Below are 24111 nucleotides of genomic sequence, written 5' to 3'. Positions count from 1 at the left end.
GCTTAATCAACCTGTTATGTAATCAAAGCTGATAAAAAAGTTAAACTAAATGTCTTTTTTATTAATTCATTCTCCAAATCAGGTATGTCAAAAGAGCTTCATAGCCTGTTCTAAAGAAATACGGAACTAATAATATAGCGGCCCACTTGGAGAATCGGTAAAAGTGATAGATAGTAAATCCTATGACAACAATTAAAACCATAATCTCAACAGTGGCCCAGAAGGGCGATTGTAATCCAAAGAAAATCCAGGACCACATAACATTTAGGAGCAACTGAAGACCGAATAAGCTTAGTGCAAAGCGGACATCTTTTCTTTCACTTTGCCTCCAAACAAGGAACAGCGAAAGACTCATCATTAAATACAAGGCAATCCAAACAGGTTCAAAGGTGTGCGCAGCAGGGTTGAACCAGGGCTTATTCAAGTTGTGATACCAAACAAAGGAAGAGAGCGTATACTTTGCTCCCAGCCAGCTAGCACCTAGACAAATCAATGTCGCAACTATAAATTTCAATAGATCTTTCACTACAGCCATTTCAGACCCCCATGACATCGCTAACGCGTAGTTTTGTGCTACATTAAGTCGTGCAACTAGAGCCAGGATATGTGAGTCTATACCGTGAAAAAAACACGGGCACGTTAGCTGCTTACATCTAAGGCATAGCGATTACTCTAACCAACGTATGATCCTTTTGGTTCTTCCTCGCTTTTTATCCTGATGATAAAGAAAGCGTAAAAGCCCATACAACCCTAGTATAAGGCCAACTAAACCAAGAAAAGCAAAGAAGAGGCTATCTGATTCACCTTGCATCCATCTACCAAAATAAGATTTAAGCAAATCAAATGAAAAAGCAGCAAGGAGGGTATAGAACAAAAGGAACAGGAAATTTCTCCAATACAATAGAAACTCCAACACTTTCCTCATAATTCTAACCCTCCCTGATTATTGCTTCATTGCAACTAATAATACTACAACAAAAGAAACTATTGTTCTTCTTCAACGTCCTCTTCGCTATCTGTTGCGTCAGACTTTGGTTCTTCTACAAATTGACCAGGTAGCACTAGATCTTCAGGCAATTGACCGTTTTCTAGCTCTACTTCAAAAGTGCGCAAATAGGAAACAACATTGCGAATATCTTGAGAATCAGGATATCCTGGCATAGTTGTACCAGGACGACCTTTAACAATAGATTGCAAGATAAATTCATCGCTTGCTGATGCTAAGAATGCAGGATCTGTCAGAGAAGGACCTAAGATACCCTCTCCTTGCGGACCGTGGCAGGCCATACAGAGCATATTGTAGTATTCTTTACCTTTCAGGGGATCTCCTGCAATTTTATCATCATTATATTCCATAGCTGTTACTTGAGGAGCCCATGCACGAATGTACTCTACCAAATATTCTACTTGTCTGTCCGTAATAACTTCAGGTCCATAGCCTGGCATATCGTGAACAGGTCTGCCTAAACGAATGGTTTTATGCCAATATTCATCATCAGCAACCTCTAAAAAGGCTTCGTTGTTCAATGTAGCTGTTCGTAAGCCTTCAATACCGCGACCTTCAGCACCATGACACTCATAACAATAAGTGGCATAAATCTGAGAGCCTTGGAACATTTGCCCCTTTGCTTGCAAGGTCGGTGCTATTAACAACCCTAGCAAGAGGAGGGCCGAAGAAGCAAACATAATAACTTTACGGTTGTCCAACTTAAATCCTCCTTGTTTTTCCATCACTGCCAACAGTACTTTTTTCTAGTTAACCAAACGAAACTGTTGCACCAACGTAGGTCAAAATCGCCATAAGGATGACCATACCGGTAAAGACAGAGACAGCAAAAACTCTTTTCTTGGGATGACGATGAGGATTTCTTTCTAAGAAAGGCACAACAACGAGCAGACCTAGTACTACACCAGGTAATAAAACGCCCATAAGTTTATTTGGTACCATTTCAAGAATTGCATATCCCCATAAGATATACCATTCTGGCTTTAAGTTCATTGGTGTTACGAGAGGATCAGCTGGTGTGTGCATTAATTTTGGGAATGCACCAGAAATGACCAGCAGAAAGCCTATAAAAACCATCGTTACGGCCGCTTCGGTCGTAAGGTGTGTGGGCATAAAAGGTATCGTAAACTTTTTGCGCTTCTCCATTTTCTTCCCCCCTTACATTGGATCGGAGATGCCTTGAACCCGAATCATAACAAAGTGAGCTACCAGGAAGGCAATTGTTATCGCTGGAAGTACCAATACATGCAATACATAGAAGCGGCTGAGCATTTCTGGTGATACAGTAATGCCGCCTTGCATCATGATTTTAGCCATTTCACCTACTACAGGCAACGATCCGGCCGTTTCTACACCAATAACAGCACCCCAGTATGAAAGTTGCTCATAAGGGAGTATGTAGCCTGTGAAGGCCATTACAATTGTCAATATAAACAAGAAAGAGCCAGCAACCCAGTTCATTTCACGAGGCTTTTTGAAGCTTCCTGTGTAGTAAACACGGAGCATATGCAAGAAGCAGAAGATAACCATAAAGTTAGCGGCCCAGTGATGAATAGAGCGCATCATAGAACCAAAGCGAACTTCATTAGTAATCATCTGAACACTAGCGTAAGCTGCTTCAGGGGTTGGCTTATAGTACATGGCCAAGAAAACACCCGTAACGACTTGTACAATAAAGGCGATGAGCGTTAATCCGCCCAAACAGTAAAAGACGTTCAGTGTATGTGAGGGAACGGGATGTTCCGCTACATCTTTCGCTACTTTGCCAATGCCAGGCAAGCGTTCCTCAATCCACTTCATCCTTACGCCATCCTTTCTTCAACGATGATGTCGCCGTTTTCTTCAATGGTAACGGCCAATTGTTTTAGAGGCGTAGGCGGTGGACCACCTGTGTTGTTCCCTAGAGGGTCAAAATAACCACCATGACAAGGACAGACTAGTTGCTTGCCATCCAAATTACCCTCTGGTACTTCTACAGTACAACCCAGATGAGTGCACTTCAAATAGAAAGATTGGATATCTCCTGTATCTGTCTTTATAACCATAGCAGGCGCTTGGTTGTAACCAAAGGGAATATAATCCCAGGCCTTCAGATCGTTAATGTTACCAACCTTTTTAGGCGCTGGAGGTTGTAGAAATGAATCCGGAGGGTAGATATAGGCTCCTACGGCCGCCAAAGGAGCCGCCAGGGCCGCCATTGTTGGTACAGCAACTAAGCCACCTAAGAACTTCCTCCTAGATACATTGTTATCCATTAGTCTTTGACCTCCTTATAACCAGTACCATCAAAAACAGCAACTCGGAAAGTGTATAGAGCTAGTCCGAAGTTAATGAACAAAAAGCCCATGTAGATCGTAGCTCCATCATAGTCACCGATCATGAAACTCCGGAACATTAGCCCCAATAGTACCAGGGCTATGACAGAAAGAATGATCATATTGATCGTACCTGCCTTAGAATCTGGTGTTTTCATGATGCCCCCCCTTTTTGAATAGTGAAATTTGTTACTGAAATGGTTCAGCAACTTGATTCATTAAAATTGGTGATGATATGCGTAAGAGATAAATAATTCCCGCGTTGGTATAATAACACGTTATTTATTTCATGTATAGACCATTAACAAAAGTGCTTCATGGCATGTTGTATATTTTAGGCCTTTAGCGGTTGTATTTCATCGCCTAGTGATTTTTAAGGATTATATTTCCACTTTTCTCAGAGCACAAAAAAGAGCCCCCGTAGGGGCGTCTTTGCCTATACTAACATGCTGCTATGTACTTCCTCGCTACAATTGAGAGGAAGGCAAGCTATTTCAAGGATGCTAAGAAGTCAGCTAACTGTTGCTTCTCTTCATCATTCAACATTGGAGCTGGTGGCATTGAAGCATCCAGACCCATACCTGAAGGATCTACAAGGATTTGAACAAGCTCTTCAGAGTTGAACTTAGCACCGATATCACCTAAGTTAGGACCAATCTCAACAAGACCTTCGTCACCTAACTTATGACAAGCGATACAGGCCGCTCTACCCATGTAAAGTGCTTTACCTTTCTCTAGGTCAGCAGCAGAGATTTGTGTAGCACCTTCTTCAGATGCTTCTTCTTCAACTGCCTCATCTTCAGCAGTCTCTTCTGCAGCTTCATCCTCTACTGGCACCTCAATTACTTCTTCATCTTCTTGAGGAGCAGGTGCTGGCGTGGAACCACCACAAGCTGTTAGGGCTACCATGGATAGACCCAGAATACCAGTAAGACCGATAAGTTGTAGTTTTTTCACTATTTCACCCCCTCTATATAGTTCAATTGTAATTGTAAATACTTTCTTTGCAAGACGTCAATAGCCTCTAGAGCGATTTTCGCTAAAATAAAGCCCTTTTTTGAGTATATACGCTAGTACATCTCTGTTAATAGTATTTTTACAATTTGTTAACACTTTTCATGATACAGTTACTACAATCTCAAAGTAGGATAGGGGTACTAATTAGTTAGTGTAAAACCTTTATAAGGGAAGATAGCAAAGCACTTTCTTCCACATGCCAAAAGTATGTTTTTGCCTAAAGTACGTCTCTCTTAGCCGTGACAACGTACTTGTTCCACATATTCTTGCTTGCGACTTGTTCCCTTCTTTTGCCGTTGTCCTGGTACATCGAGACAAAACATGTTCTGCAAAATTTCAGAATAGAGATGTCCTTCTGGCGTTGCCGCATACTGACGAATCTGTGTAATGGGATCATGAAGAAGTTGATTCACAATAGAGTTGGCCAAGGAGCCAACTACTTTCTTCTCTTTCTCTGAAAGATTCTTCAATTTGGAAAGAGCGCGATCTAATTCCTTCTCTTTTATCTGGTTACCTTTATTTTTCAAGGCGATAATAGTAGGAATAACAAATAATGAGTTCAGCCAGCGGAGGAACTGATGAATTTCCTTATCGATAATCTTCTCCGCCTCAATAGCCGCCTTGCGTCGAGCTTCCAGATTCTGATCAATTACATTTTGTAGGTCATCAATGTCATAAAGATAGACATTTTGCACTTGTGCAACTTCAGGATCAATATCGCGAGGTACAGCAATGTCAATCATAAAAACGGGCTTACTACCTCGCCTGTCCATTACTTCTTCAACAAAAGAACGACGAATCACATAATGAGTTGCCGCTGTACAGGAAATAACAATGTCGGCTTCTTCCATACGATTGTAGACTTCTGTGAAAGGAATTGCTTCACCATCACAACGAGATGCTAGCTCCTGAGCCTTTTCTACAGAGCGATTGGCAATGATAACTTTCTGCACACCCTGGGCTACGAGATGTTTGAGTGTAAGCTCACTCATTTTACCTGCTCCTAAAACAAGAGCTGTACAACCAGAAAGGTCGCCAAGTACTTGACGAGACAATTCAACAGCTGTATATGATGTGGAAACAGGTAATTGGTCAATTCCCGTCTCAGTACGAACTCGCTTTCCTACTGTAATGGCTTGCTGAAACCAAGTATTAATAATTCCATTACTAACCTTTTCACTGCAAGCTCTTTGGTAAGCTGTTCTTACTTGACCTAGAATTTGTGTTTCACCGAGAACCATGGAATCCAAACCTGACGCTACACGGAAAAGATGGCGTATGGCATCATACAATGTGTGTACATAAAAGTAACGACTAAATTCTTCACTCGAAAGCTCCCCTCGCTCTAAGAGGAACCGCTTAACAGAGGCTAACCCCCTTTCGAGATCTGTACAGGCTGCGTAAATCTCTGTGCGGTTACAGGTAGATAAAATACAGCAACCTTCAATGGACATTTCTTCTGTTAACTGATTAGAGGCATCACATATTTCATTTTCTGAAAAAGATAACTTCTCGCGGACTTCCACAGTTGCCGACTTGTGGTTAAGTCCAACGACAAGGATAAACAATGGCTCCACCCTCTCATTGAGGTATTTTTTCTACCCTACGCCAATGCTTTCCCAGGAACAATGTGCAGTGCCATGTAAGTTAGGTCAGGAATCCATATCGCTTGTACCTATTTTACTAAATACTTCATCGTGATGGAAGACTATTAGGAAAATATTAATAATGTTTTTTCTGTCTTTGTTTTATCTATGTAGTAAAATCCTTTTTAGAATCGCCTTTCCGTTTGTCTAATAGAAAAAGTGATATAATATCATAATACAAGTACGACTTTTACTATATTGAATCTAAACTTGTTAATTCAATTAGGAGGTGACTTTTTGTTCCCTTCTCCTAGACTTCTTACAGCCCTCTGGGTTGGCAAAGTAGCCATATCAATAAATCGTCATATTGGACACGGGGGAACTTCACTGCCTGGCATGGTTGGTAGAAAGATTGCTCCGCAAGTGCTGTCTACTTTGGCCAGTCAATTAAAAAAAGGTGCTATAGTCGTTACTGGCACTAACGGTAAAACGACAACTTCAAAAATGATTGCCGCCATTATGGAAAAAGGCGGACTCACTCTCACCCATAACCGAGCTGGAGCCAACTTAATTAGCGGCATTACAACAGCTTTCATCCATTCAGCTTCTGCAGGAGGACAATTAAAAAGCGATCTAGGAATCATTGAAGTTGATGAAGCTACCGTTCCTCCCTTAACTAAAGAGGTTAAGCCTAGAGTCCTTGTTGTGACTAACTTTTTTCGTGATCAATTAGATCGCTTTGGTGAACTTGATAAAACAGTTGACCTTGTCAATGGAGCCATACAAAAACTGCCTCCCCAATCGACTATCATCTTAAATGCTGACGATCCCTTAGTAGCATCACTAGGAGCTAAGTATACCGGAAGGGTTATCTATTATGGCATAGAAAGCCGCTCCTACGGCAACAGAGAGATGACCCAGTCAGCAGAGACTCGCTTTTGTCGTCTTTGTGGCCATTCTCTCGACTATGACTGGTACTTTTTTGGTCAGTTAGGTCATTATCGCTGTCACCACTGCGGTTTCCAGCGACCTAGGCCTCATATAACCATCGGGGATATTAGTTTAAAAGGCGAGGACGGCTCTTCCTTCTACGTAGAAACACAAGAGAATCGATGGCTCATCAACTTATCTACACCAGGCTTTTATAACATCTACAACGCACTAGCCGCCGTTGCCGTAGCCTGGCATACGAAAGTAGCAGATCAAGCTATCCGTCTCGGTCTCGAAGGCTACAAAACTAATTTTGGCAGGATGGAACGCTTAGAAATAGGCGAGGGTCGCAAAGCCTTTTTGGCATTAATTAAAAATCCTACTGGTTGTGATGAAGTTATTCGAACAATTACACAAAACGAAGGACCTAAAAGACTACTCATCATGATCCAAGATAATGCTGCTGATGGTCGTGATATATCTTGGCTTTGGGATGCTGATTTTGAAAGCCTCGAGAAAGTAGCCTCACAATTACAAAGTCTGACTACCTCTGGGTTACGGGGAGAAGACATGGCTTTGCGGCTTACTTACGCAGGTCTACCAGTACAACAAATCGAGCACAAGGCTAACATAGATGAAGCCATCCGTAGCACTATCAAAGCGACAAAAACTGGCGAAACTTTATACATCCTTCCTACTTACACAGCCTTATTAGCGGCCAAAACAACCTTAACCCGCCTCGGCTACTCTTCTAAGTACTGGGAAGAATAAAGGAAAGCGTGGTGTACCATGGTAACTTCCCTGCGTTTACTCCATCTATATCCCGATCTACTGAACCTCTACGGTGACCGAGGAAACATTATCACATTGAAAAGGCGTTGTCAGTGGCGCAATATCGAACTTGCCATTACAGAAGCTTCACTTGGTGACAAAGTTGACTTTGCTAATATCGATCTTGTTTTTATGGGCGGCGGATCCGATCGAGAACAGACACTTCTTTTTCAAGATTTCAAAGAACATAAAGGACCTGCCCTTGTAGAAGCAACCGAAGAAGGTCTTCCGCTCCTTTCCGTTTGTGGTGGTTATCAATTACTAGGTCAGTATTACAAGACTCACGATGGCGATGAAATGCCAGGACTTGGTTTATTTGATGCATGGACAGAAGCAGGAGAAAGTCGACTTATCGGCAACGTAATTGCACAAGTTCCTATGTTAGGTGGGAAGACGACTCTCGTCGGCTTTGAAAATCACTCCGGCAGAACTTATCTAGGTTCATCGCAAAGCACCACCGCGCTGGCTAAAGTCTTGCGCGGTCATGGCAATAACGGTCAAGACAAAAGCGAAGGAGCGGTCTATAAAAACGCCCTTGGCACTTATCTTCACGGCCCCATACTACCAAAAAATCCCGCCCTAGCTGACTGGCTTCTCTCCAAAGCTCTTGAGCGACGGTTCGGTAGTAGTCAAATCGACTCATTACCAGATTGTTGGGAGCAAAAAGCTCACCAAGCAATTATCAAGCGCTTTTCCTAAGTCCAACGGCCCATAGCTTTTTCTAACAACGCTTGATGTAGTAGATCTGTCTCACTAATCACAATAGAATTAAAACCTGCTTGCTCCATAAACTGAGCAAGTACAGTAAGACCGGCCGGTATAATATCAGCTCTCGTAGGCTGAAGACCGGCTATTTTTTTTCGTTCTTCTCCATCCATAGCAGATAAAGTTTCAGCATAATACTTTGTCTGGTCTTGCGAAATAATCGTACCGTGGACTCGATCAGGATCGTAAACAGGTAAAGCAAGTATCATTGCACCTAAAGTGGTGACCGTACCACCAACCCCAATCAAGGTCTTTGCTTTTTCAGATCTACTATCATGAATCAAAGACGTAACAGGATGCCAGATCTGACCAATCTCTTCTTTTGACCACTTTTTTTCTGTTACTCGCAGAGCTCCTAGGGGTAAGCTTTTTCTCCACCAACGTTGATCGTACCAGACAACTTCAGCGCTCCCCCCGCCAATATCGATAACGACAGGAACTTTATTATCTGTGACTTCCGAGTCCATTAAAGCAAGAGCACCCTCATAGCTGAGACGACCTTCTCGCTCACCGGATAAAACATTTATAGTAAGACCTATTTGGTCTTGCACTTTTTGGCAAAAAATTAGACCATTGCTCGCTTCCCGAACAGCACTAGTCGCAAAAGCCGCTACCCGATCAATTGAAACAGACAGCTCTTCCATAGTCGCTAAGCCTTTTTGTAAGGCAATCATAGTTCTTTCTATAGCTTCTGCTGTAAGCAAACCACTAAGGCCTACGGCATGTCCTAAACGAGTTGTTTCCAATTCGGTCCAGATTGGCTCTAGCTTTCTCTTCCTAACTGTGGCTACCAGAAAGCGAATAGAATTCGAACCAATATCAATAGCACCCCAGCGTTTCACTTCATCTGACAAATTGAATCAACCCTTTCTTTATAGAAAAAGCATTTCCACCTTACCTTCAAGGCAGAAATGCTTTCGGGGGCATTGTTGCTGTTATTATTCACCTTGGCCAACATTAGCCCTTATAATCACAACTTCACCTGGTCTCACTAAGCCAAGTTGTTGTCGAGCTACCTGCTCAACATATTCATCTGTTGAGAGCCACTCTTTTTGCCGTTCTAAAAGAATTCTATCCTGACGGAGTGCTTCTATCTCAGCTCTCAACGCTTCAGCCTCTTGAGCTAGTTGACGCTGTTGCAGATAAGGAGGTAAAGAAGCTAGCAAAAAGAGAAAGACGAGCCCTAAGAAAATGATCATCTTCCAAGTTAAAAAAGGCTTCTTTCTTGGCTTCCTCAAAAAGGCCACCCCACTATCGATGCTATCTACTTTTGTTTTTCTACAAAGGACCAAAAAATCCTTTAACATTTTGTAAAATCTGTTAGTTACTTGGCGGCTCTTGAGGAGGGCGACGTAGCCATTTTTTCATTTTCTGCCGTCCTTGAAGAGCGTACTTTCGCAAAGTGGTCTGCATTTTTTTTCGCCAATTGTTAAAGGGACGGCCTAGACGACGCTGATACCAGTGCCCAAAGATTTGTCCCTTTCTCAACAGATATCGAGCCAGTCGTTTCATAATCTGATAGAGATAGATAAAAGGAAAGGTAATTACATAGAAAATCGTGCGCAGAATATGCAAGATTAATTCTAACATACCTTCCCAGAAAGCACGAACCTCACCTGAAAGAAAGCGAAAATAAAGAAGCAAACCTACTGCAAGGCCAAGAAAGATATAAATCCGAATTTCTCCCCAGTTTCCCCAGAACAAAAATAAAAAAAAGAGCACCGCACCTAGAAGCCAAATAATTACATCAGTAATAGCCACCCACCAACGACGGTGGCCCACTCGAAGCAAAGTACGATAGAGATCGAAGCCGGCGCCTATCATTAATCCCCCTGCGGCAGACAACAAAAAATCATAAATTTGCTGGGCTAGGGGCGTCACTTCAATCCCTCCCCTCGCCCTCTACAGCAAAACAAAAGCTCATCGTAACAACCTGCTAATGATATTCTTGCCTTTCTGCTTGAAGTTCTGGGGGGAATTTTCATCTAAATATTGTACTGATTTTATATAGCCTTCCACAGTAAGGATTTGGTCATCTAAATTCAGTTGCGAAATTTGCAAACCCTCACCTTTTAATAATAAAGGACCTCCCAGTGTAACCATATAGATTTCTTCCTCATCAAAAGCACCTACCTGGGTAACACCTTCAACGCGAATGCTTTTCCGCTCAGAAACAGAAAAATTATGTTTTGTTACTACCTCCTTGGTCACCACTTTCCCCCCTTCCAATGAATAAGCCTCCCCAACATGAATATGTGGGCAGGCTTATCAAATAGAACTTATGATTCTTCAGCAATATATTCTTCTTTTAGAATTACGTAAAGCGTCGGTGCTTCTGCAACGGAAGCGTTTTCTTTGATAGTATTGATCTCTATTTCTAAAAGTTTGCGAGGAAAACGAATTGAGACACGATCGCCAGGCTTTACCTCCGTACCAGCTTTCGCAGGACGACCATTTACCTGAATACGACCACCCTCACAAACTTCTTTAGCTAAAGTACGCCTCTTAATAATTCGAGATACTTTTAAAAATTTATCAATCCTCAATAAAATCCCTCGCGATCAAAAATCAGGTTCCCTCGGGAAACCTGATTGACACAGATTCTCAAGAAAAAATCTTGAGCACTTATTTGGATGCAACAGCATCCTTCAGTGTTTTGCCTGCTTTAAAGGCAGGAACGACAGAAGCATCAATAGTAATTGTCTCGCCTGTGCTCGGATTTCTACCAGTGCGAGCTCCTCTCTCGCGCGTCTCGAAAGTACCGAACCCAACAAGCTGAACTTTATCACCAGCTTTTAAGGCCTCTTCCACAACGGAAAAGAAAGCATTGATTGCTTTTTCTGTGTCTTTCTTTGATAGTTGGGTTTTCTCAGCGACCGCACTGATTAACTCGGTCTTGTTCACCCAAACCCCTCCTAGCTTTGAATTGTTCGTAACAGGTATTCGCTGCAAACCCCTCTTTTCCTTCAGGGTTTATCAATATTTTCGACATATTCAGGAAAGATATTCCTCAAGAAGCGATTATTCTGTAGTTGTTGATGGCAAAAAAATACTATTTGGTCACATTTCACCTTTTTTTGCCTCTTCCCAGAACCGATCTAGTTCTTCTAAAGTGCAGGAAGTGAGATTTTTTCCTTCTTTTCGACAAGCTTGTTCGACAAATTGAAGGCGACGAACAAATTTATCAGTTGTCCTTTGCAATGCTTCTTCAGAGTTAACTCTAAAAAAGCGCGACAAATTAACGACTGCAAAAAGTAAATCTCCTAACTCTTCACGAACTGCATCTTCACTGGAAAGTTCGATCGCTTCTAGTAACTCCTGCCACTCTTCTTCTACTTTATCACGTGCTCCCTGCCACTCTTCCCAATCAAAGCCTACTGTAGAGGCTTTTTTTTGTACTTTTTCTGCCCGCATTAAGGCCGGTAAAGATAAAGATACAGCATCCAAAATAGTGTTTGCCTTACCATCCAAACCTTGCTTGGCCTTTTCTTCTGCTTTTATAGCTTCCCAGTTGACGACTACGTCGTCAGCACTGTTAACTGTCACATCACCAAAAACATGAGGATGACGTCGAATCATCTTCTCCGTTATAGAGCGAATTACATCGTCCACTTGAAAGTGACCCTTTTGCTCTGCTAGCAGACTATGAAAAACTACTTGTAGCAGTACATCACCTAGTTCATCTTGTAAACTCTGTCGATCTCCTTGATCTATAGCCTCTAAAACTTCATAGCTTTCTTCCAACAGATAAGGCTTCAGGGACTGATGAGTTTGTTTTCTATCCCAGGGGCAGCCATCAGGCCCTAATAAGGTAACCATAACGTCTACTAGAGGGCTAAGAGAGGCCTTGGAGTATTTACCCCTAGCACTGCTATCTCCGACCGCTCCCTGAACTGCTAAGCTCTCCTGAGGCAAGGCAGGAACATAGAGAGACGTGAGATGATCAATCCAAGCAAGATGATCAAGCTCATACAAAGGTAGCTTGACAACTTTTTCTAGTTCCTCAATTCCCGCCCCTCTAACTACTACTACTTCATGGTCATCAGGATAAACTTCCATAAGTGTCAACTTTACGTCAGAAGCTACAAGCGTAGAGTGAATTTGTGTCACAATCGTTTCTTTCGTAGCTAGTAAGTCTCTCTCCGTCATGGCCAAAGCATCTAGTAAAAGCAATCCTCGTGAAGGGTCGAGCTTTAACAACGGATACAAGGCTTCCAAAAAGCTAGTACCACCGATAATCTGCACTTCTAGATTTTCTTGCTCTGCCTTTTCAACTAGCAGAGTAACGACTCGTTCACCTACAAAAGGATGACCTGGCACAGCAAAGGTTATAGGGCTTTCCAAAGCCTCTTGAAAAAGAATCTCTGCTATCTGGTGATACAAAGTTTCAAAAGAAGAGGCCTCTTCATAAAGATCATCAAAACTTCGAAACGAGAGACCTTCTTGCTCAAGAAATTTAACAGTAGGATGAATGGAAGTTCGCAAAAAAAGACGGCGAGCAGAGCACAAGGCCTGCCAGCCGGCCAAAGTAATATGTCCAGGTGAACCTGCACCCAACCCAACAATTATTATTGCTGGAGCCATAGTAAAACGTCCTCCCCTGCAAACTCTTTGAAGGCATATATAACAGCGACTTAACGACCCCAGAATTTACGTTGCCACTGTGCTAATTTAGGACCTACTTTGGGTAAAGCCGCCACATCAGCACTGTTAAGCCCCCCTACAGCAAGCAGTGCCAGTACATAAAGAACCCCCGAGGAAAAAACAACAAAAAGTAACCCTAGCCAGGAGCCCATCCATTCTGTTAGGGAAGGCATGACAGTGACGGCATAACTTCCCATAATTGTAGCAGCAATAGCCGGTTTCAGCAAGGTTGCTAACCAAGGAAAACCAAAACGACTACGCCAATTCAGATAGGTTACTGTCATCAACGCCGCTAGTCCGAAAGCTACGTTACTACCTATAGCCGCTCCTGTTAATCCGTAAAGAGGCAAAACCCAGAGATTAAAAACAGCTTTAATTGCGGCACCTAACATCAAAGCAATAACAGGAAAGAAAGTCCTTCCCATACCCTGCAAACCTGCAGTAGCTACTTGATAAAAAGCTGTAAAGACAACAGCAGGAGTCAACCAGATGAGAGAATCTGCCGCACCAGGAGCGTGAAAAAGCAACGTGCAGATAGGAAGAGCTAGTACAGCAAGGCCAATAGCAGCAGGCCAGGATATAATCGTTACTAGCCGTAAAGCAGTTAAATAGTTTTCCCGAGCTAGCTGACTATTACCAGCAGACCAAGCACTAGAAATAGCTGGTACGAGACTAGAACCAACAGCTCCCGTAACCATAGTTGGCAAAAAAATTAACACCGTAGCCATTCCGGAAAACTCGCCAAACAAAGCGGCAGCTTCTCGAGCTGTATAACCAGACAGTTGAAGGCCTCGTGGAATCAGTACCGCATCAATTGTTTGCATAACTGGCGTAACTAATCCACCAAGAGCGATAGGCATCGACAAAAACAGTAGTGATTTCCACAAAGTTAGATAGCTAGAATTTTTCGGCAACCCTTCCGTACTCGTAATGGCCACTTCTCGCATCAATTCTTCGTTATAAGCATTTCTACGAAAAGATAAATTGCTTTTCCACCGATAGAATAAAAAGATCAACAAAGCTAAGCCAGCTAAGCCACCGGTCACTGCTCCAAAAGTAGCACCAGCTGCCGCAAGTTCTATGCCTCGATCCATCAAGAACATCGTTAAGAACAGGATAGTCCCCACTCGTACCAGCTGTTCGGCAACTTGAGATAGAGCCGTCGGCATCATCTGTTGATAACCTTGAAAGTAACCTCGGATTGCCGCCATCATAGAGGCTAAGAAGATAGCAGGCGCTACAGCCCAAAGTGAGTATATAGCCCTTTCATCTTTTAAGATAGTGAGCGCCAAAGTTTCGGCATAGAAAAAGAGCAAGTATGTAGCACCGAGACCAAGTACAAAGAGAAGCCAAAAGGAAGCTTTAAATATACGCAAAGCGCTGCGATGATCCCCCTGCGCTGACTTTCTAGCGACGAGCACCGAGATGGCTACAGGTAATCCTGCTGTTGCTAGGTTAAGCACCATCGTATAGAGCGGATAGGCCATCTGGTATAGTCCTACACCTTCAGGCCCCAAAATTCTAGCCAGGGGAATTCGGTAGAAAGCACCTAAAAATTTACTAATTACACCTGCAGCTGTGAGCCACAAGGCACCTGTTAACAAACGCTTGCTTCCTGCTGAAGTCCACCATGAGCTGATGGGCATCACCCCCTATAACGAGGCAAAGCATAACCGGACGGTTATGCTTTACTACACTTTTCCCGCACACAGAAAAGTTATTGTTCCATTTGTTTGGCTAGAAAACCAGCGGCAGTTTCAGCTAGCTTAATTTCCATTTCTCCCATTTTGACATTAGGATCTTTCGAAGCTAGCAGAACAGCACCAATTGGGTCGCCTTCCGCAATAATAGGCGCTATTACTTCGGCTGTGAATTTACAATCCATTTCCTCTTCCGTAGAAGGGCAGCCTTTACAATGTGTATGCTCGCCAGGTTTATGGATGAGCACCGCTTTACGCTCTTCCATGACTCGCTCAACAGCGGGGCCGATTGGTTTTCCTAAGAACTCCTTTTTCGGAGCCCCAGCTACAGCGATTATATTATCTCGATCAGCGATACAAGCAATATGCCCCGTGGCCTCACTTAAGGAGTCAGCATATTCCTTTGCAAAATCCCCTAATTCTCCAATGGGCGAGTATTTCTTTAAGATGACCTCACCTTCGCGATCAACAAAAATCTCTAAGGGATCACCTTCACGTATACGTAAAGTTCTACGTATTTCCTTCGGAATTACAACGCGACCGAGATCATCGATTCGCCGTACAATGCCTGTTGCTTTCATCCCTTTCCCATCCCTCCTTTTTGGGCCTTTCTCGGGGTGCAGGTTCAGTGATAGTATATATCTCACTTCAAAGGGTTATTCATTTTTTTCCATTAAGATGCCATCACCGCACCTCACCGAATCTATGATCGATACAAAAATTACCCCATAAAAAGTATATCCCCAGATAACTCTAAAAATTATCTGGGGATAAAAAAACTAAGCTATTTTTCTATCAATATCAGCGTTAGACTTAACCTCTTCGAACCAGCTCTCAAATTTGTCTACTTTTTTCTCTGTTGGTAAATCAATAACTAACTGCTCTTTCGCTTCTTCGTAAGTTAATTTTTTCTCAGCCTCTTTGTCATGGACAAGAATAATATGATAGCCAAAAAGAGAAGGAACAGGTTTTTGAGTAAATTGGCCAACTGGTAAAGAGAAGGCAGCATCAGCGAACTCTTCCACCATATCTTCTCTTACAAAGTAGCCAAGAGAACCGCCTCGTTGGCCAGAAGCTTGATCAATTGACTTTTCAAAAGCCAATTCTGCAAAATCTGCGCCTGCTTGTAAGCGGGCAATTATCTCCATGGCTTCTTCTTCTGATTCCACTAAGATATGAGAAGCCTCTACTTGTTCTTTTTGAATAAATCTTTCAGGATGAGCCTCATAATACTGTCTCATTTCATCTTCCGCAACTTCTATGTCGGCCGTAATATGCTCAAATAATTCAAAGAGCATGATGCCTGTCCGAATGATTTCCCTGAATTCGCCATCTGTCAAATCCACATGCTTAAGGGCTTCTTGATATTCTTCTTCAGATTGAAAACGCATCTTCTCTAAGGCTAGTTCTTCTTCTACCTGCTCATCACTAACCTGAATATTTAATTTCTTCGCTTCTTGCTCATAAATTTTCTCATCAATCATGCGTTCTAATTCTTGCATTTCAATCATAGAAAGCATGTCTTTATTATCAGCAGTAACACCACGAGCGGCAAGCTCTAGTTTGTAACGATCTACGCGCTTGTCCAACTCACCTTTATTCAAGTCCTCACCATTAACAGTAGCGACCACAGCACTAGTTGAACAACCGGCCAATAGAAAAATGGATAAAAGTGCCACAAAGACACCCATCAAAAGTCTAGAATGATTTTTCAAGTTCTATGCCCCTTTCTTCACTATTAGAACGATTATAACACTCTAAAGATAGAGGGGCAAGCAAAATGTAAAAAACACCCAGCCAGTGGAGGGTGTTTTTTACTGCTTAAATAGCCGGAATTTTCCTGAGTACTGTCAGAAAATATTGTGATTCTCGAATAATATGGTCTACAACGACAACAAAAAGATGTTGCCGCCCTAGGCGACTTTGCTGTTTCATATCTTCTAGAAAAGCGATAAAATCTTTGCTTTGCTCTGACGATTGGGCTATCAACCATCTCGTTTGAGAGATGAGATGTAAATCGCTTTGGCCACCCCTGCTCTCAAGCTGAGCTAGCACTTGTTCTGCCACTTTTCTTAAACGCTTAGCTTCACGAGCATATCGGTTCAAGGCCTGCACAAAAGCAGACTCTAAACGGTTTTCTGCCAAAGCTTGAATAACCGACGTATGCTCCTCTTCTTGTCGTTTCCAGAAGATAATCTCTTCTAACACTCTAAAATAAATGCCTTTACCATAGTGATGCCACATTTTTCGATCCCCTTCCAGAGAATGGTAGTTCATTCTATGGAAAAAGCTCCTCAATGGTCCCACTTAATTTGCTATCGTGGCGGCGGCCAAACCCTTAGAGAAGTGTTAGTTTTGGGCATAGCTTTAGTTACTATAGCCGTAGTTGCTAAACTAGCTTCTACCTTTTCTGTTTTCTGAGCACCCTTTTGCAAAACATCTAGTAATTTTTCCAAATACTTTAATATTTCTCGACCGGTCATTGCTGTTGTTTTTACAATCATCTCGTAGCCACCATTGGAAAAGTTAACTTTACGCTCCAACTTAAGCACTTCCATAATGGCAGAGCCTCCTAGGCGAGCATGAGGTAGAAAACGTATAGCTAGCTCATCTTTGGACTGTTGAATAGATGTAACAGCCACCTTATTACCGCGAACTTTTACTTTGCTCAACAGCACCAAGTTGTGTACCGGATCGGGTAAATCACCATAGCGGTCAATGAGCTCATCTTCTAAAGAATCTAATTCTTCTAAAGTCTTCATGGCTAACAGACGCTTGTATATTTGTACTTTGGAAGCGGAATCAGAAACGTAATTATCAGGTATAAAAGCATCTACCTTGAGCTCTAAGAAGACCTCAGGCTCTTCTTCCTTCTTCTCTCCTCTAAGCTCCTGAATAGACTCTTCCAGCAATCGACAGTAAAGGTCAAAGCCTACGGAGGCCATCTGACCATGTTGTTCCGGTCCTAATAAATTACCTACACCTCGAATTTCTAGATCACGCATAGCAATCTTGAAGCCTGAGCCAAGCTCTGTAAACTCACGGATAGCATGTAATCGCTTTTCCGCCACTTCTGTGAGAACTTTATCTTTACGGTAGGTAAAGTAAGCATAAGCCAATCTATTAGATCGACCTACACGTCCTCTCAGCTGATACAGCTGTGACAAACCCATCAGATCAGCACCATCTACGATTAATGTGTTCACATTAGGTACGTCAAGACCTGTTTCAATAATGGTCGTACAGACTAAAATATCATATTCCCCTCCAAGGAAGTCCATCATAATCTGCTCGAGTTGATCTTCTCTCATTTTCCCGTGCGCTAAAGCTACACGAGCTTCCGGAACAAGCTTACTAAGATCCCTTACAATACGTTCTAGATCTTCTACGCGATTACGGACGTAATAAACTTGACCACCCCGACCTATTTCTCTTCGTATGGCTTCACGAATCATATCAAAGTTATACTCAACCACATAAGTTTGCACAGGATAACGATCTTCTGGAGGTGTCTCAATAGTAGACATATCGCGAAGACCCACTAAAGACATATGCAATGTTCTCGGAATCGGAGTAGCTGACAAAGTTAATACATCAACGTTGGTGCGCAATTGTTTGATTTTTTCTTTGTGGGCCACACCAAATCGTTGTTCTTCATCAATAATTAATAAACCCAAATCTTTAAAGCGTATATCGCTCGAAACTAAACGATGAGTTCCAATAACTACATCGACAGTGCCGATTCTCAGCCCCTCAATAGTCTCTTTTTGCTCTTTAGATGAACGGAAGCGAGAAAGCATCTCTACCTGAATCTCAGGATAATTGCGGAACCGTTCACGAAAAGTGTTGTAATGCTGTTGCGCTAAAATTGTCGTAGGCACTAAGATAGCTACCTGTTTGTTATCGCAAACAGCTTTAAAAGCCGCTCGAATAGCCACTTCTGTTTTTCCGTAGCCTACGTCACCACAAAGTAATCGATCCATAGGTTTATGATTTTCCATATCTTTCTTCACTTCTTCAATAGAGCGAAGTTGATCAGGCGTCTCTTCATAGACAAAACTTTCTTCGAATTCTTTCTGCCAAGTCGTATCGGGAGAAAAGGCAATACCTTGTAGACTTTCACGAGCCGCATAAAGCTTCAACAGCTCTCCCGCCATCTCACGGACAGACTCTTTGACTTTATTCTTTACTTTCTGCCAATCGTTGCCGCCTAGTCGATAAATCTTCGGCGACACTCCTTCTGAACCGACATACTTTTGAATTAAGTGCACTTGTTCTGTCGGTACATAGAGCCGATCTTCTCCAGCATACTTTATAACCAGATAATCTTTATGAAAGCCAGCGACGACTAATTTTTCTACACCTACATAGCGACCAATTCCATGATTGACATGAACGACATAATCGCCTACCGATAAGTCGAGAAAAGAGTCTATCTTGGCACCTTCTTGACTTTTCTTCGTCTTTCTGGCCTTTTTCTCGCGACCAAAAATTTCACTGTCTGTGATCAGGACCAGCTTGCTCTGAGGCAACTCTAAGCCACTTTCGATAGAACCGACAGCAACTATCACTGTAGCAGGCTCTAAAGGCCCATCAATTCTATCTACAGCATTACTCTCTACACCATAATCTCTCAGTACTTGCTTAATATGATTCTGCCTAGCCTTCGTTGCCGCTAACAGCATGATCGTGTACTTTCTTTGACGAAAAGCGGTTAGTTCTTCCGCTAACATATTCATTTTGCCCATGTACGAATGCATCAACTTCATAGTGAAGTGCAAGGTATCTTCCAGAGCTACACCAGCAATCTTCTTAGGCAATAAGGAAAGAAAGAAAAGCGCTTTCTCCTTTAACTGCGCCATGATATCTTGATAAGTAAGATAATTCTCCTGTTGTATCGGCAAAACGCCTCCGGAGGCTAGTAAATGCACAAAAGTTTCTTCGATTTCCTTCCGTTTTGCCTCCGCTGACTCTTCTAGACGCATTGGCTCGTCCCAGAAAAGTAAGCTTTCAGGATGTAGATAATCAAGCAAGGTAACTTGATCGGGATAGAAAAAATTCTGGAACTGTTCCATGCCCTCGACCCAAATGCCTGCTTGCAATTGAGCTACATAGGAATCCATTTTTTCCTGAAGTCGAGCCGCCGCTTCCTGCTGTTTATTCTTTAACAATCGTTCTTTTGCTTTTGCCGTCTCCTCTGCAAGACGCTCTTGCCCTGCTTGACGTACTTCTGCAGACATAAGCAATTCACGGGCTGGGCCTACTTCATAAGACTCCACTTTTTCCTGCGATCGCTGTGAGTCAAGATCAAAAATACGGATCGTATCAACTTCATCATCAAAAAATTCAATCCTTGCTGGCGCTTCTTGATTTAAAGGAAAAATATCTAAAATACCGCCACGCAAAGAAAACTGACCTCTTCTTTCCACAAGAGGCACACGCTCATAACCTAATCCATGTATTTCTGTAACAAGAGTTTCAACCGACGTTGACTGTCCGCAAGCAAAAGAAAGCAAATTTCTCTCCATAACAAATGGAGGCACTAACTTTTTCTGCAAAGCTTCTATCGTCGTTACAACAGTTATAGGCTCTTTGCGAGCTAATCGCGTCAAGACTGTTAAGCGTTGTGCCGACAGTTCATGGCTCGCAGAAAGCACTTCATAAGGCATAACTTCCGTCGCCGGAAAAAATAAAATCTCCTCATCAGGTAAAAAAGTCTGCAAATCTTCCATGATTTTCTTCGCCTGATAAGGTGAATGAGTTATAACGAACAGCGGTCTACCGGACTTACGCCCCATGGAAGCCATTAAAAGAGTCCTTTGACTGGCAGAAAGACCTACAACGCTTAAAGCTTTTGTCCTACCTGCCCACAAAGACCATAAGCGCTGAAATTCTGCCGTTTCGGTCATATAGTCAAAGAGGTTGCCTCGTAGCAACTCCTGGATCATTATCTCTCTCCTCTCTTCCCCAGACCACTACTAGAGCACTCTTATGGCAGGGGAACAGCACCCCTATCCCGACATGGGTATAGGGGTGCTCAATTCGTTCCCATTATAGAGTGAGGAAACTTCTTCGGTCAAGCAGGAAGCGGCCTCACTGACTAAATTTGTTAAAAAAAGGAGTTCCCCTTGATGATTCACCACTTTAATAGCCGCCAAGTAGCGCTAGCCGCTCTAGTTGGATCTCACAACTACAACCTCAACACAGCAACATCTGATGAAGATTGGAAGTATCTTATCTTACCTACCTTCGATGATTTATACGACGGTATCTATTATGCTCATGCTTGCAACTCACCAAGTCAAGATTTCACAGTTCATGACCTCAGACGATTTTGTCAACTTTTGTGCAAAGGCAATCCTTATTTTCTAGAAATCTTATTCAGTATCAAAGTATACGCTACAGAGCACCATGATGACTTCCGAAAGCAACTCATTATGCAGAGAGAAAAATTGGCATCAATGAATCGCCCCGCTCTGTTTCGCGCTTGCCTCGGTCATAGCAAGGAAAAAATGAAAAATCTTCGCAAAGGAACAGCCACAACTAAGGCCCTAGTTCTCCAAAAAGGCTATGATACTAAAGAAGCCTTACACGCCTATCGACTGCTAGATCTACTTGAACGATATGAAAGCTACGAGTGGAATTTTGCCAAAGCTCTCTGGTACAAGGAAGAAGAACAGGCGCCTTTAAGAGCACTCAAAAATGGCGACCTACAGCATAAAGAGATTGATAAGTACCTGCAACAGAAACTACAAAGCATAGAGCCCTTAGCAAAAATTTATCAAAGCTTACCTGTTGATCAAGAGACACAAAGTTGGTTAGAAGAAAGAGTTCGTCAAGAAGTGCGCCTTAGCTTTTTCCATTGAACTGATTCATCGCCGCGGTAGTGCCTTCGGCCACCCAGAGCGCAGTAGCTTTACAAGCCTCATCGATCATTTTCTCTAAACTATCGGCATCAGCCGTAGCAAAAGATTCTAAAACATAAGAAGCGGCAGAACGACCAGCAGGAGGCCGCCCAATACCCATCTTCAAACGTGGAAAACTGTCACTACCAAGCTGACTAATAATCGACTTAATTCCATTATGACCTCCACTACTACCGCGAGACCTTAAGCGCAGACGCCCTAGATCCAAATCAAGATCATCGTAAATAACAAGTAGATCTTGCAAGTCAATTTTGTAGAAGTTCACCAGCGCACCTACAGCCTGTCCACTTAAGTTCATATAAGTTTGTGGCTTCAAAAGCAGTACTTTATCAGAACCAAGGCGTGCCTCGGCAAAAGCTCCTTGAAACTTAGAGGTGTACTTTCCATCTCCCCATTGACTCACTATCTCATCGAGGACCATAAAACCTATATTATGGCGTGTCTTTTCATATTCTCTCCCGGGATTACCTAGGCCAATAATTGCTTTCATAACTATAAATCGCCTCCTCGGGCAATAATTCTTGCTTCCTAAGTCATACCCCTTCTTTTCCTAACTAACTAGGACATCAGAAATTACAAAGACGACAAGCTCCTTATGTACAAAAAAGCCGCCCTGAAATGGGACGGCTTTTCTTTTTGCTATTCTTCAGCTTTCTCCTCATCGGGATTGTCTGCTGTAGTCTCTTCTGTTCCTTCCTCAGTCTCAGCCACTTCAGCTTTATCATCTTCTACGACTGCTCGAGGAGCAACAATAGATAGAATAACTTGATCTGGATCTGAAATAATCTCAATACCTTCAGAAACTTTTACATCTCTAACAAAAAGCTTGTCATGAATATCAAGGTGAGCAATATCCACATCAATTCGACCTGGTAGACTAGCAGGCAGAGCTTCTACTTGAATAGTCCAGATGCCATGTTGAATGACACCACCAGCCTTTACACCTACAGAATCACCGACAAGATGCAGAGGTATTTCTGCAGAAATGACTTCATTCATGTTGATCTCTTGAAAATCAACATGACTAAAAGTGCGCTCAATAGGATCTTTTTGAATATCCTTTACCACAACAGTATGTTTTTCGTCCTTTTCTTCTCCCTCTACCTGCAGAGCAATAATGGCATTGAGGCCGCCTTCCGATCTAAGAATCTTTTGTAGATCTTTTACCGGCACCGAGAGGAGCAACTCATCTTTCTGTTTGCCATAAACGACAGCCGGCGTAAGTCCCTGACTGCGCATCTTGTTGAGCTTGCTACGACTGCCTTTTTCTCTTTTCTGTACTTTTAGCGAAATTACATCCATGGAGTAGAACCACCTTTGCATTTACATATTGACTCTTCCACTTCCTAGTATGACCGAAGAGAAAAGATAACAATCACAAAGGCATCTATAACAAGAGAAAAAAGGGCATCTCTCGATCCTTAGAGGCATAAAAATGAACAGAAAAGAAGCTAAAAAGGAGGCCCCCACCTCATGTTAGCCAGCAAAAGTTTACTAACCCGACCGATTGTTAGTCTAGAGGAAGGACAAAAAATCGGCACTGTCCGAGGATTGATTGTGGACCCCAAGGCGATGGAAGTTGTTGCTCTACAGGTGGACCAGAAGGGCCTGTTTCGAGAACAAAAAGTCATCCCTTTTACCAAAGTCCATTCTATTGGTGAAGCGGCCATTATTGTAGATAAAGCAACGCAAGTACAAAAAGCAACTAATCTTCCCCAGCTCTTTCAGCTATTCAAAGAAAAGACCACCGTTATTGGCAACAAAGTCCTTACAACAGAAGGCGAAAAAATAGGCATTGTGGAAGAGTACTATATTGATCGCTTTAGTGGAAAAATCTTAACCCTTGAAATACGAGGAAGCTTCGGTGATAACTGGTTCCAAAATAAAGCTGTACTGCCAGCTAGAACAGTACGCACACTTAGTCAGGAAATGATCCTCGTGGAAGAAAGCTCCCTAGACCAACTATCTATTGTAGAAAGCCCCCTAGAAGAAACAATGAAAATAGTAACGGAAAAAGCAGAAAGCTTCTGGGGTTCTACCCTGACAACAAGCAAGGAATGGAATGAGAAGCTCAGTCAATCATGGGATAAGATCTACAATAAAAGAACAAAAAATGAGAAACTACTAGCAGAAGATGAACTTTCAGGACAAGCTTCTACAGAAGTAGCAGTAACAGCGCTACCAGAGCATGAAGAAAAAACAGAAATAATCAAAAAGCAAGAAATAATAGAACCACAAGAACAAGAAAAAGAAGCAACACTATCGGAGGCAACAGAATCTACATCTACTATAGAGAGAGATGAAAAGGAGCAAGAACAGATCGCAGAGCAAGAAAAGCGCCCTGTTCAATAATAAAGAAGGGAAGAGGCTTACTAGCCCCTTCCCTTCTAT

Annotated in this window: 26 protein-coding genes; 4 read left to right on the top strand and 22 right to left on the bottom strand. The window is 42.5% G+C overall.

Going from position 1 to position 24111, the window contains the following annotated elements; translation table 11 throughout:
• Window positions 1–61: 61 nt before the first annotated feature.
• From F9B85_RS07280 to hemA, 8 genes are all read right to left on the bottom strand, one after another.
• Complete coding sequence (locus F9B85_RS07280; RefSeq protein ID WP_170270288.1) at window positions 62–535, bottom strand: TspO/MBR family protein; 474 nt, start codon at window positions 533–535, stop codon at window positions 62–64.
• Between the two features lie 449 nt (window positions 536–984).
• Complete coding sequence (locus F9B85_RS07275; RefSeq protein WP_170270286.1) at window positions 985–1707, bottom strand: c-type cytochrome; 723 nt, start codon at window positions 1705–1707, stop codon at window positions 985–987.
• A gap of 49 nt (window positions 1708–1756) precedes the next feature.
• Entirely contained in the window at window positions 1757–2152 is a 396-nt protein-coding gene (locus tag F9B85_RS07270; RefSeq protein ID WP_151619716.1) for a cytochrome b family protein, read from the bottom strand.
• Window positions 2153–2164: 12 nt separating this feature from the next.
• Complete coding sequence (locus F9B85_RS07265; protein ID WP_151619715.1) at window positions 2165–2806, bottom strand: cytochrome b N-terminal domain-containing protein; 642 nt, start codon at window positions 2804–2806, stop codon at window positions 2165–2167.
• Between the two features lie 2 nt (window positions 2807–2808).
• The gene (locus F9B85_RS07260; RefSeq protein ID WP_151619714.1) at window positions 2809–3261 is read right to left on the bottom strand and encodes a QcrA and Rieske domain-containing protein; all 453 of its coding nucleotides are present in this window, start codon (window positions 3259–3261) and stop codon (window positions 2809–2811) included.
• Window positions 3261–3479: a hypothetical protein gene (locus F9B85_RS07255; RefSeq protein WP_151619713.1), complete on the bottom strand. Its 219-nt coding sequence runs from the start codon at window positions 3477–3479 to the stop codon at window positions 3261–3263. Before F9B85_RS07255 ends, F9B85_RS07260 begins: the two co-directional genes overlap by 1 nt.
• A gap of 331 nt (window positions 3480–3810) precedes the next feature.
• Complete coding sequence (locus F9B85_RS07250) at window positions 3811–4278, bottom strand: c-type cytochrome (protein ID WP_151619712.1); 468 nt, start codon at window positions 4276–4278, stop codon at window positions 3811–3813.
• Window positions 4279–4571: 293 nt separating this feature from the next.
• Complete coding sequence (gene hemA / locus F9B85_RS07245; RefSeq protein WP_151619711.1) at window positions 4572–5906, bottom strand: glutamyl-tRNA reductase; 1335 nt, start codon at window positions 5904–5906, stop codon at window positions 4572–4574.
• A 315-nt stretch (window positions 5907–6221) separates the two neighbouring features.
• Here hemA and F9B85_RS07240 point away from each other — a divergent pair, with 315 nt between their 5' ends.
• On the top strand, window positions 6222–7625 hold the full coding sequence (locus F9B85_RS07240) for a Mur ligase family protein (RefSeq protein ID WP_151619710.1): 1404 nt from the start codon (window positions 6222–6224) through the stop codon (window positions 7623–7625).
• 18 nt (window positions 7626–7643) lie between these two features.
• On the top strand, window positions 7644–8384 hold the full coding sequence (locus F9B85_RS07235) for a type 1 glutamine amidotransferase (protein WP_151619709.1): 741 nt from the start codon (window positions 7644–7646) through the stop codon (window positions 8382–8384).
• On the opposite strand, the gene F9B85_RS07230 is transcribed toward F9B85_RS07235, so the two are convergent.
• From F9B85_RS07230 to mfd, 12 genes are all read right to left on the bottom strand, one after another.
• The gene (locus tag F9B85_RS07230) at window positions 8381–9304 is read right to left on the bottom strand and encodes a Ppx/GppA phosphatase family protein (protein ID WP_151619708.1); all 924 of its coding nucleotides are present in this window, start codon (window positions 9302–9304) and stop codon (window positions 8381–8383) included. The two genes, F9B85_RS07235 and F9B85_RS07230, sit on opposite strands and share 4 nt — an antisense overlap.
• Window positions 9305–9388: 84 nt before the next feature.
• Window positions 9389–9688 (bottom strand): FtsB family cell division protein, encoded by a 300-nt coding sequence (locus tag F9B85_RS07225; RefSeq protein WP_170270284.1) that lies wholly within the window; start codon window positions 9686–9688, stop codon window positions 9389–9391.
• 82 nt (window positions 9689–9770) lie between these two features.
• Window positions 9771–10331 (bottom strand): spore cortex biosynthesis protein YabQ, encoded by a 561-nt coding sequence (gene yabQ / locus F9B85_RS07220; protein WP_170270282.1) that lies wholly within the window; start codon window positions 10329–10331, stop codon window positions 9771–9773.
• A gap of 39 nt (window positions 10332–10370) precedes the next feature.
• Entirely contained in the window at window positions 10371–10661 is a 291-nt protein-coding gene (yabP, locus tag F9B85_RS07215; RefSeq protein ID WP_151619705.1) for a sporulation protein YabP, read from the bottom strand.
• A 68-nt stretch (window positions 10662–10729) separates the two neighbouring features.
• Window positions 10730–10996, bottom strand: a complete 267-nt coding sequence (locus F9B85_RS07210) for an RNA-binding S4 domain-containing protein (RefSeq protein ID WP_151619704.1) — start codon at window positions 10994–10996, stop codon at window positions 10730–10732.
• A gap of 79 nt (window positions 10997–11075) precedes the next feature.
• Window positions 11076–11354, bottom strand: a complete 279-nt coding sequence (locus tag F9B85_RS07205) for an HU family DNA-binding protein (protein WP_151619703.1) — start codon at window positions 11352–11354, stop codon at window positions 11076–11078.
• Window positions 11355–11510: 156 nt separating this feature from the next.
• Window positions 11511–13034, bottom strand: a complete 1524-nt coding sequence (gene yabN, locus F9B85_RS07200) for a bifunctional methyltransferase/pyrophosphohydrolase YabN (protein WP_151619702.1) — start codon at window positions 13032–13034, stop codon at window positions 11511–11513.
• Between the two features lie 50 nt (window positions 13035–13084).
• Window positions 13085–14740 carry a putative polysaccharide biosynthesis protein gene (locus F9B85_RS07195; RefSeq protein WP_151619701.1) on the bottom strand — a complete coding sequence of 552 codons (1656 nt, stop codon included), beginning with the start codon at window positions 14738–14740 and terminating at the stop codon, window positions 13085–13087.
• A gap of 71 nt (window positions 14741–14811) precedes the next feature.
• Window positions 14812–15375, bottom strand: coding sequence for a stage V sporulation protein T (spoVT, locus tag F9B85_RS07190; RefSeq protein ID WP_151619700.1), 564 nt, complete (start codon window positions 15373–15375; stop codon window positions 14812–14814).
• A 198-nt stretch (window positions 15376–15573) separates the two neighbouring features.
• On the bottom strand, window positions 15574–16509 hold the full coding sequence (locus F9B85_RS07185; RefSeq protein ID WP_151619699.1) for a peptidylprolyl isomerase: 936 nt from the start codon (window positions 16507–16509) through the stop codon (window positions 15574–15576).
• 106 nt (window positions 16510–16615) lie between these two features.
• Complete coding sequence (locus F9B85_RS07180; protein WP_151619698.1) at window positions 16616–17071, bottom strand: DUF2935 domain-containing protein; 456 nt, start codon at window positions 17069–17071, stop codon at window positions 16616–16618.
• A 38-nt stretch (window positions 17072–17109) separates the two neighbouring features.
• Window positions 17110–20742, bottom strand: coding sequence for a transcription-repair coupling factor (gene mfd, locus F9B85_RS07175; RefSeq protein WP_151619697.1), 3633 nt, complete (start codon window positions 20740–20742; stop codon window positions 17110–17112).
• A 183-nt stretch (window positions 20743–20925) separates the two neighbouring features.
• Between mfd and F9B85_RS07170 the strand changes: the two genes are divergently transcribed.
• The gene (locus F9B85_RS07170) at window positions 20926–21660 is read left to right on the top strand and encodes a DNA polymerase beta superfamily protein (protein ID WP_151619696.1); all 735 of its coding nucleotides are present in this window, start codon (window positions 20926–20928) and stop codon (window positions 21658–21660) included.
• Here the strand turns inward: F9B85_RS07170 and pth are convergent.
• Entirely contained in the window at window positions 21644–22210 is a 567-nt protein-coding gene (gene pth, locus F9B85_RS07165) for an aminoacyl-tRNA hydrolase (protein WP_151619695.1), read from the bottom strand. The genes F9B85_RS07170 and pth overlap by 17 nt on opposite strands.
• Before the next feature lie 149 nt (window positions 22211–22359).
• Window positions 22360–23022: a 50S ribosomal protein L25/general stress protein Ctc gene (locus F9B85_RS07160; RefSeq protein ID WP_170270280.1), complete on the bottom strand. Its 663-nt coding sequence runs from the start codon at window positions 23020–23022 to the stop codon at window positions 22360–22362.
• Between the two features lie 171 nt (window positions 23023–23193).
• On the opposite strand from F9B85_RS07160, the gene F9B85_RS07155 reads away from it, so the two are divergent.
• Entirely contained in the window at window positions 23194–24072 is an 879-nt protein-coding gene (locus F9B85_RS07155) for a PRC-barrel domain-containing protein (RefSeq protein WP_151619693.1), read from the top strand.
• Window positions 24073–24111 lie beyond the last annotated feature (39 nt).

The sequence above is a fragment of the Heliorestis acidaminivorans genome (assembly GCF_008933955.1).
GTDB lineage: Bacteria > Bacillota > Desulfitobacteriia > Heliobacteriales > Heliobacteriaceae > Heliorestis > Heliorestis acidaminivorans.
This window is presented reverse-complemented; position numbering and strand designations above follow the sequence as displayed.

Bases quoted from the DNA above. Each gene is read 5' to 3' on its own strand.
- F9B85_RS07280 (WP_170270288.1), bottom strand. From the start codon at position 535: ATGGCTGTAGTGAAAGATCTATTGAAATTTATAGTTGCGACATTGATT.
- F9B85_RS07270 (WP_151619716.1), bottom strand. From the start codon at position 2,152: ATGGAGAAGCGCAAAAAGTTTACGATACCTTTTATGCCCACACACCTT.
- F9B85_RS07265 (WP_151619715.1), bottom strand. From the start codon at position 2,806: ATGAAGTGGATTGAGGAACGCTTGCCTGGCATTGGCAAAGTAGCGAAA.
- F9B85_RS07260 (WP_151619714.1), bottom strand. From the start codon at position 3,261: ATGGATAACAATGTATCTAGGAGGAAGTTCTTAGGTGGCTTAGTTGCT.
- F9B85_RS07255 (WP_151619713.1), bottom strand. From the start codon at position 3,479: ATGAAAACACCAGATTCTAAGGCAGGTACGATCAATATGATCATTCTT.
- F9B85_RS07235 (WP_151619709.1), top strand. From the start codon at position 7,644: ATGGTAACTTCCCTGCGTTTACTCCATCTATATCCCGATCTACTGAAC.
- yabN (WP_151619702.1), bottom strand. From the start codon at position 13,034: ATGGCTCCAGCAATAATAATTGTTGGGTTGGGTGCAGGTTCACCTGGA.
- F9B85_RS07195 (WP_151619701.1), bottom strand. From the start codon at position 14,740: ATGCCCATCAGCTCATGGTGGACTTCAGCAGGAAGCAAGCGTTTGTTA.
- spoVT (WP_151619700.1), bottom strand. From the start codon at position 15,375: ATGAAAGCAACAGGCATTGTACGGCGAATCGATGATCTCGGTCGCGTT.
- F9B85_RS07180 (WP_151619698.1), bottom strand. From the start codon at position 17,071: ATGAACTACCATTCTCTGGAAGGGGATCGAAAAATGTGGCATCACTAT.
- mfd (WP_151619697.1), bottom strand. From the start codon at position 20,742: ATGATCCAGGAGTTGCTACGAGGCAACCTCTTTGACTATATGACCGAA.
- F9B85_RS07170 (WP_151619696.1), top strand. From the start codon at position 20,926: ATGATTCACCACTTTAATAGCCGCCAAGTAGCGCTAGCCGCTCTAGTT.
- pth (WP_151619695.1), bottom strand. From the start codon at position 22,210: ATGAAAGCAATTATTGGCCTAGGTAATCCCGGGAGAGAATATGAAAAG.
- F9B85_RS07160 (WP_170270280.1), bottom strand. From the start codon at position 23,022: ATGGATGTAATTTCGCTAAAAGTACAGAAAAGAGAAAAAGGCAGTCGT.
- F9B85_RS07155 (WP_151619693.1), top strand. From the start codon at position 23,194: ATGTTAGCCAGCAAAAGTTTACTAACCCGACCGATTGTTAGTCTAGAG.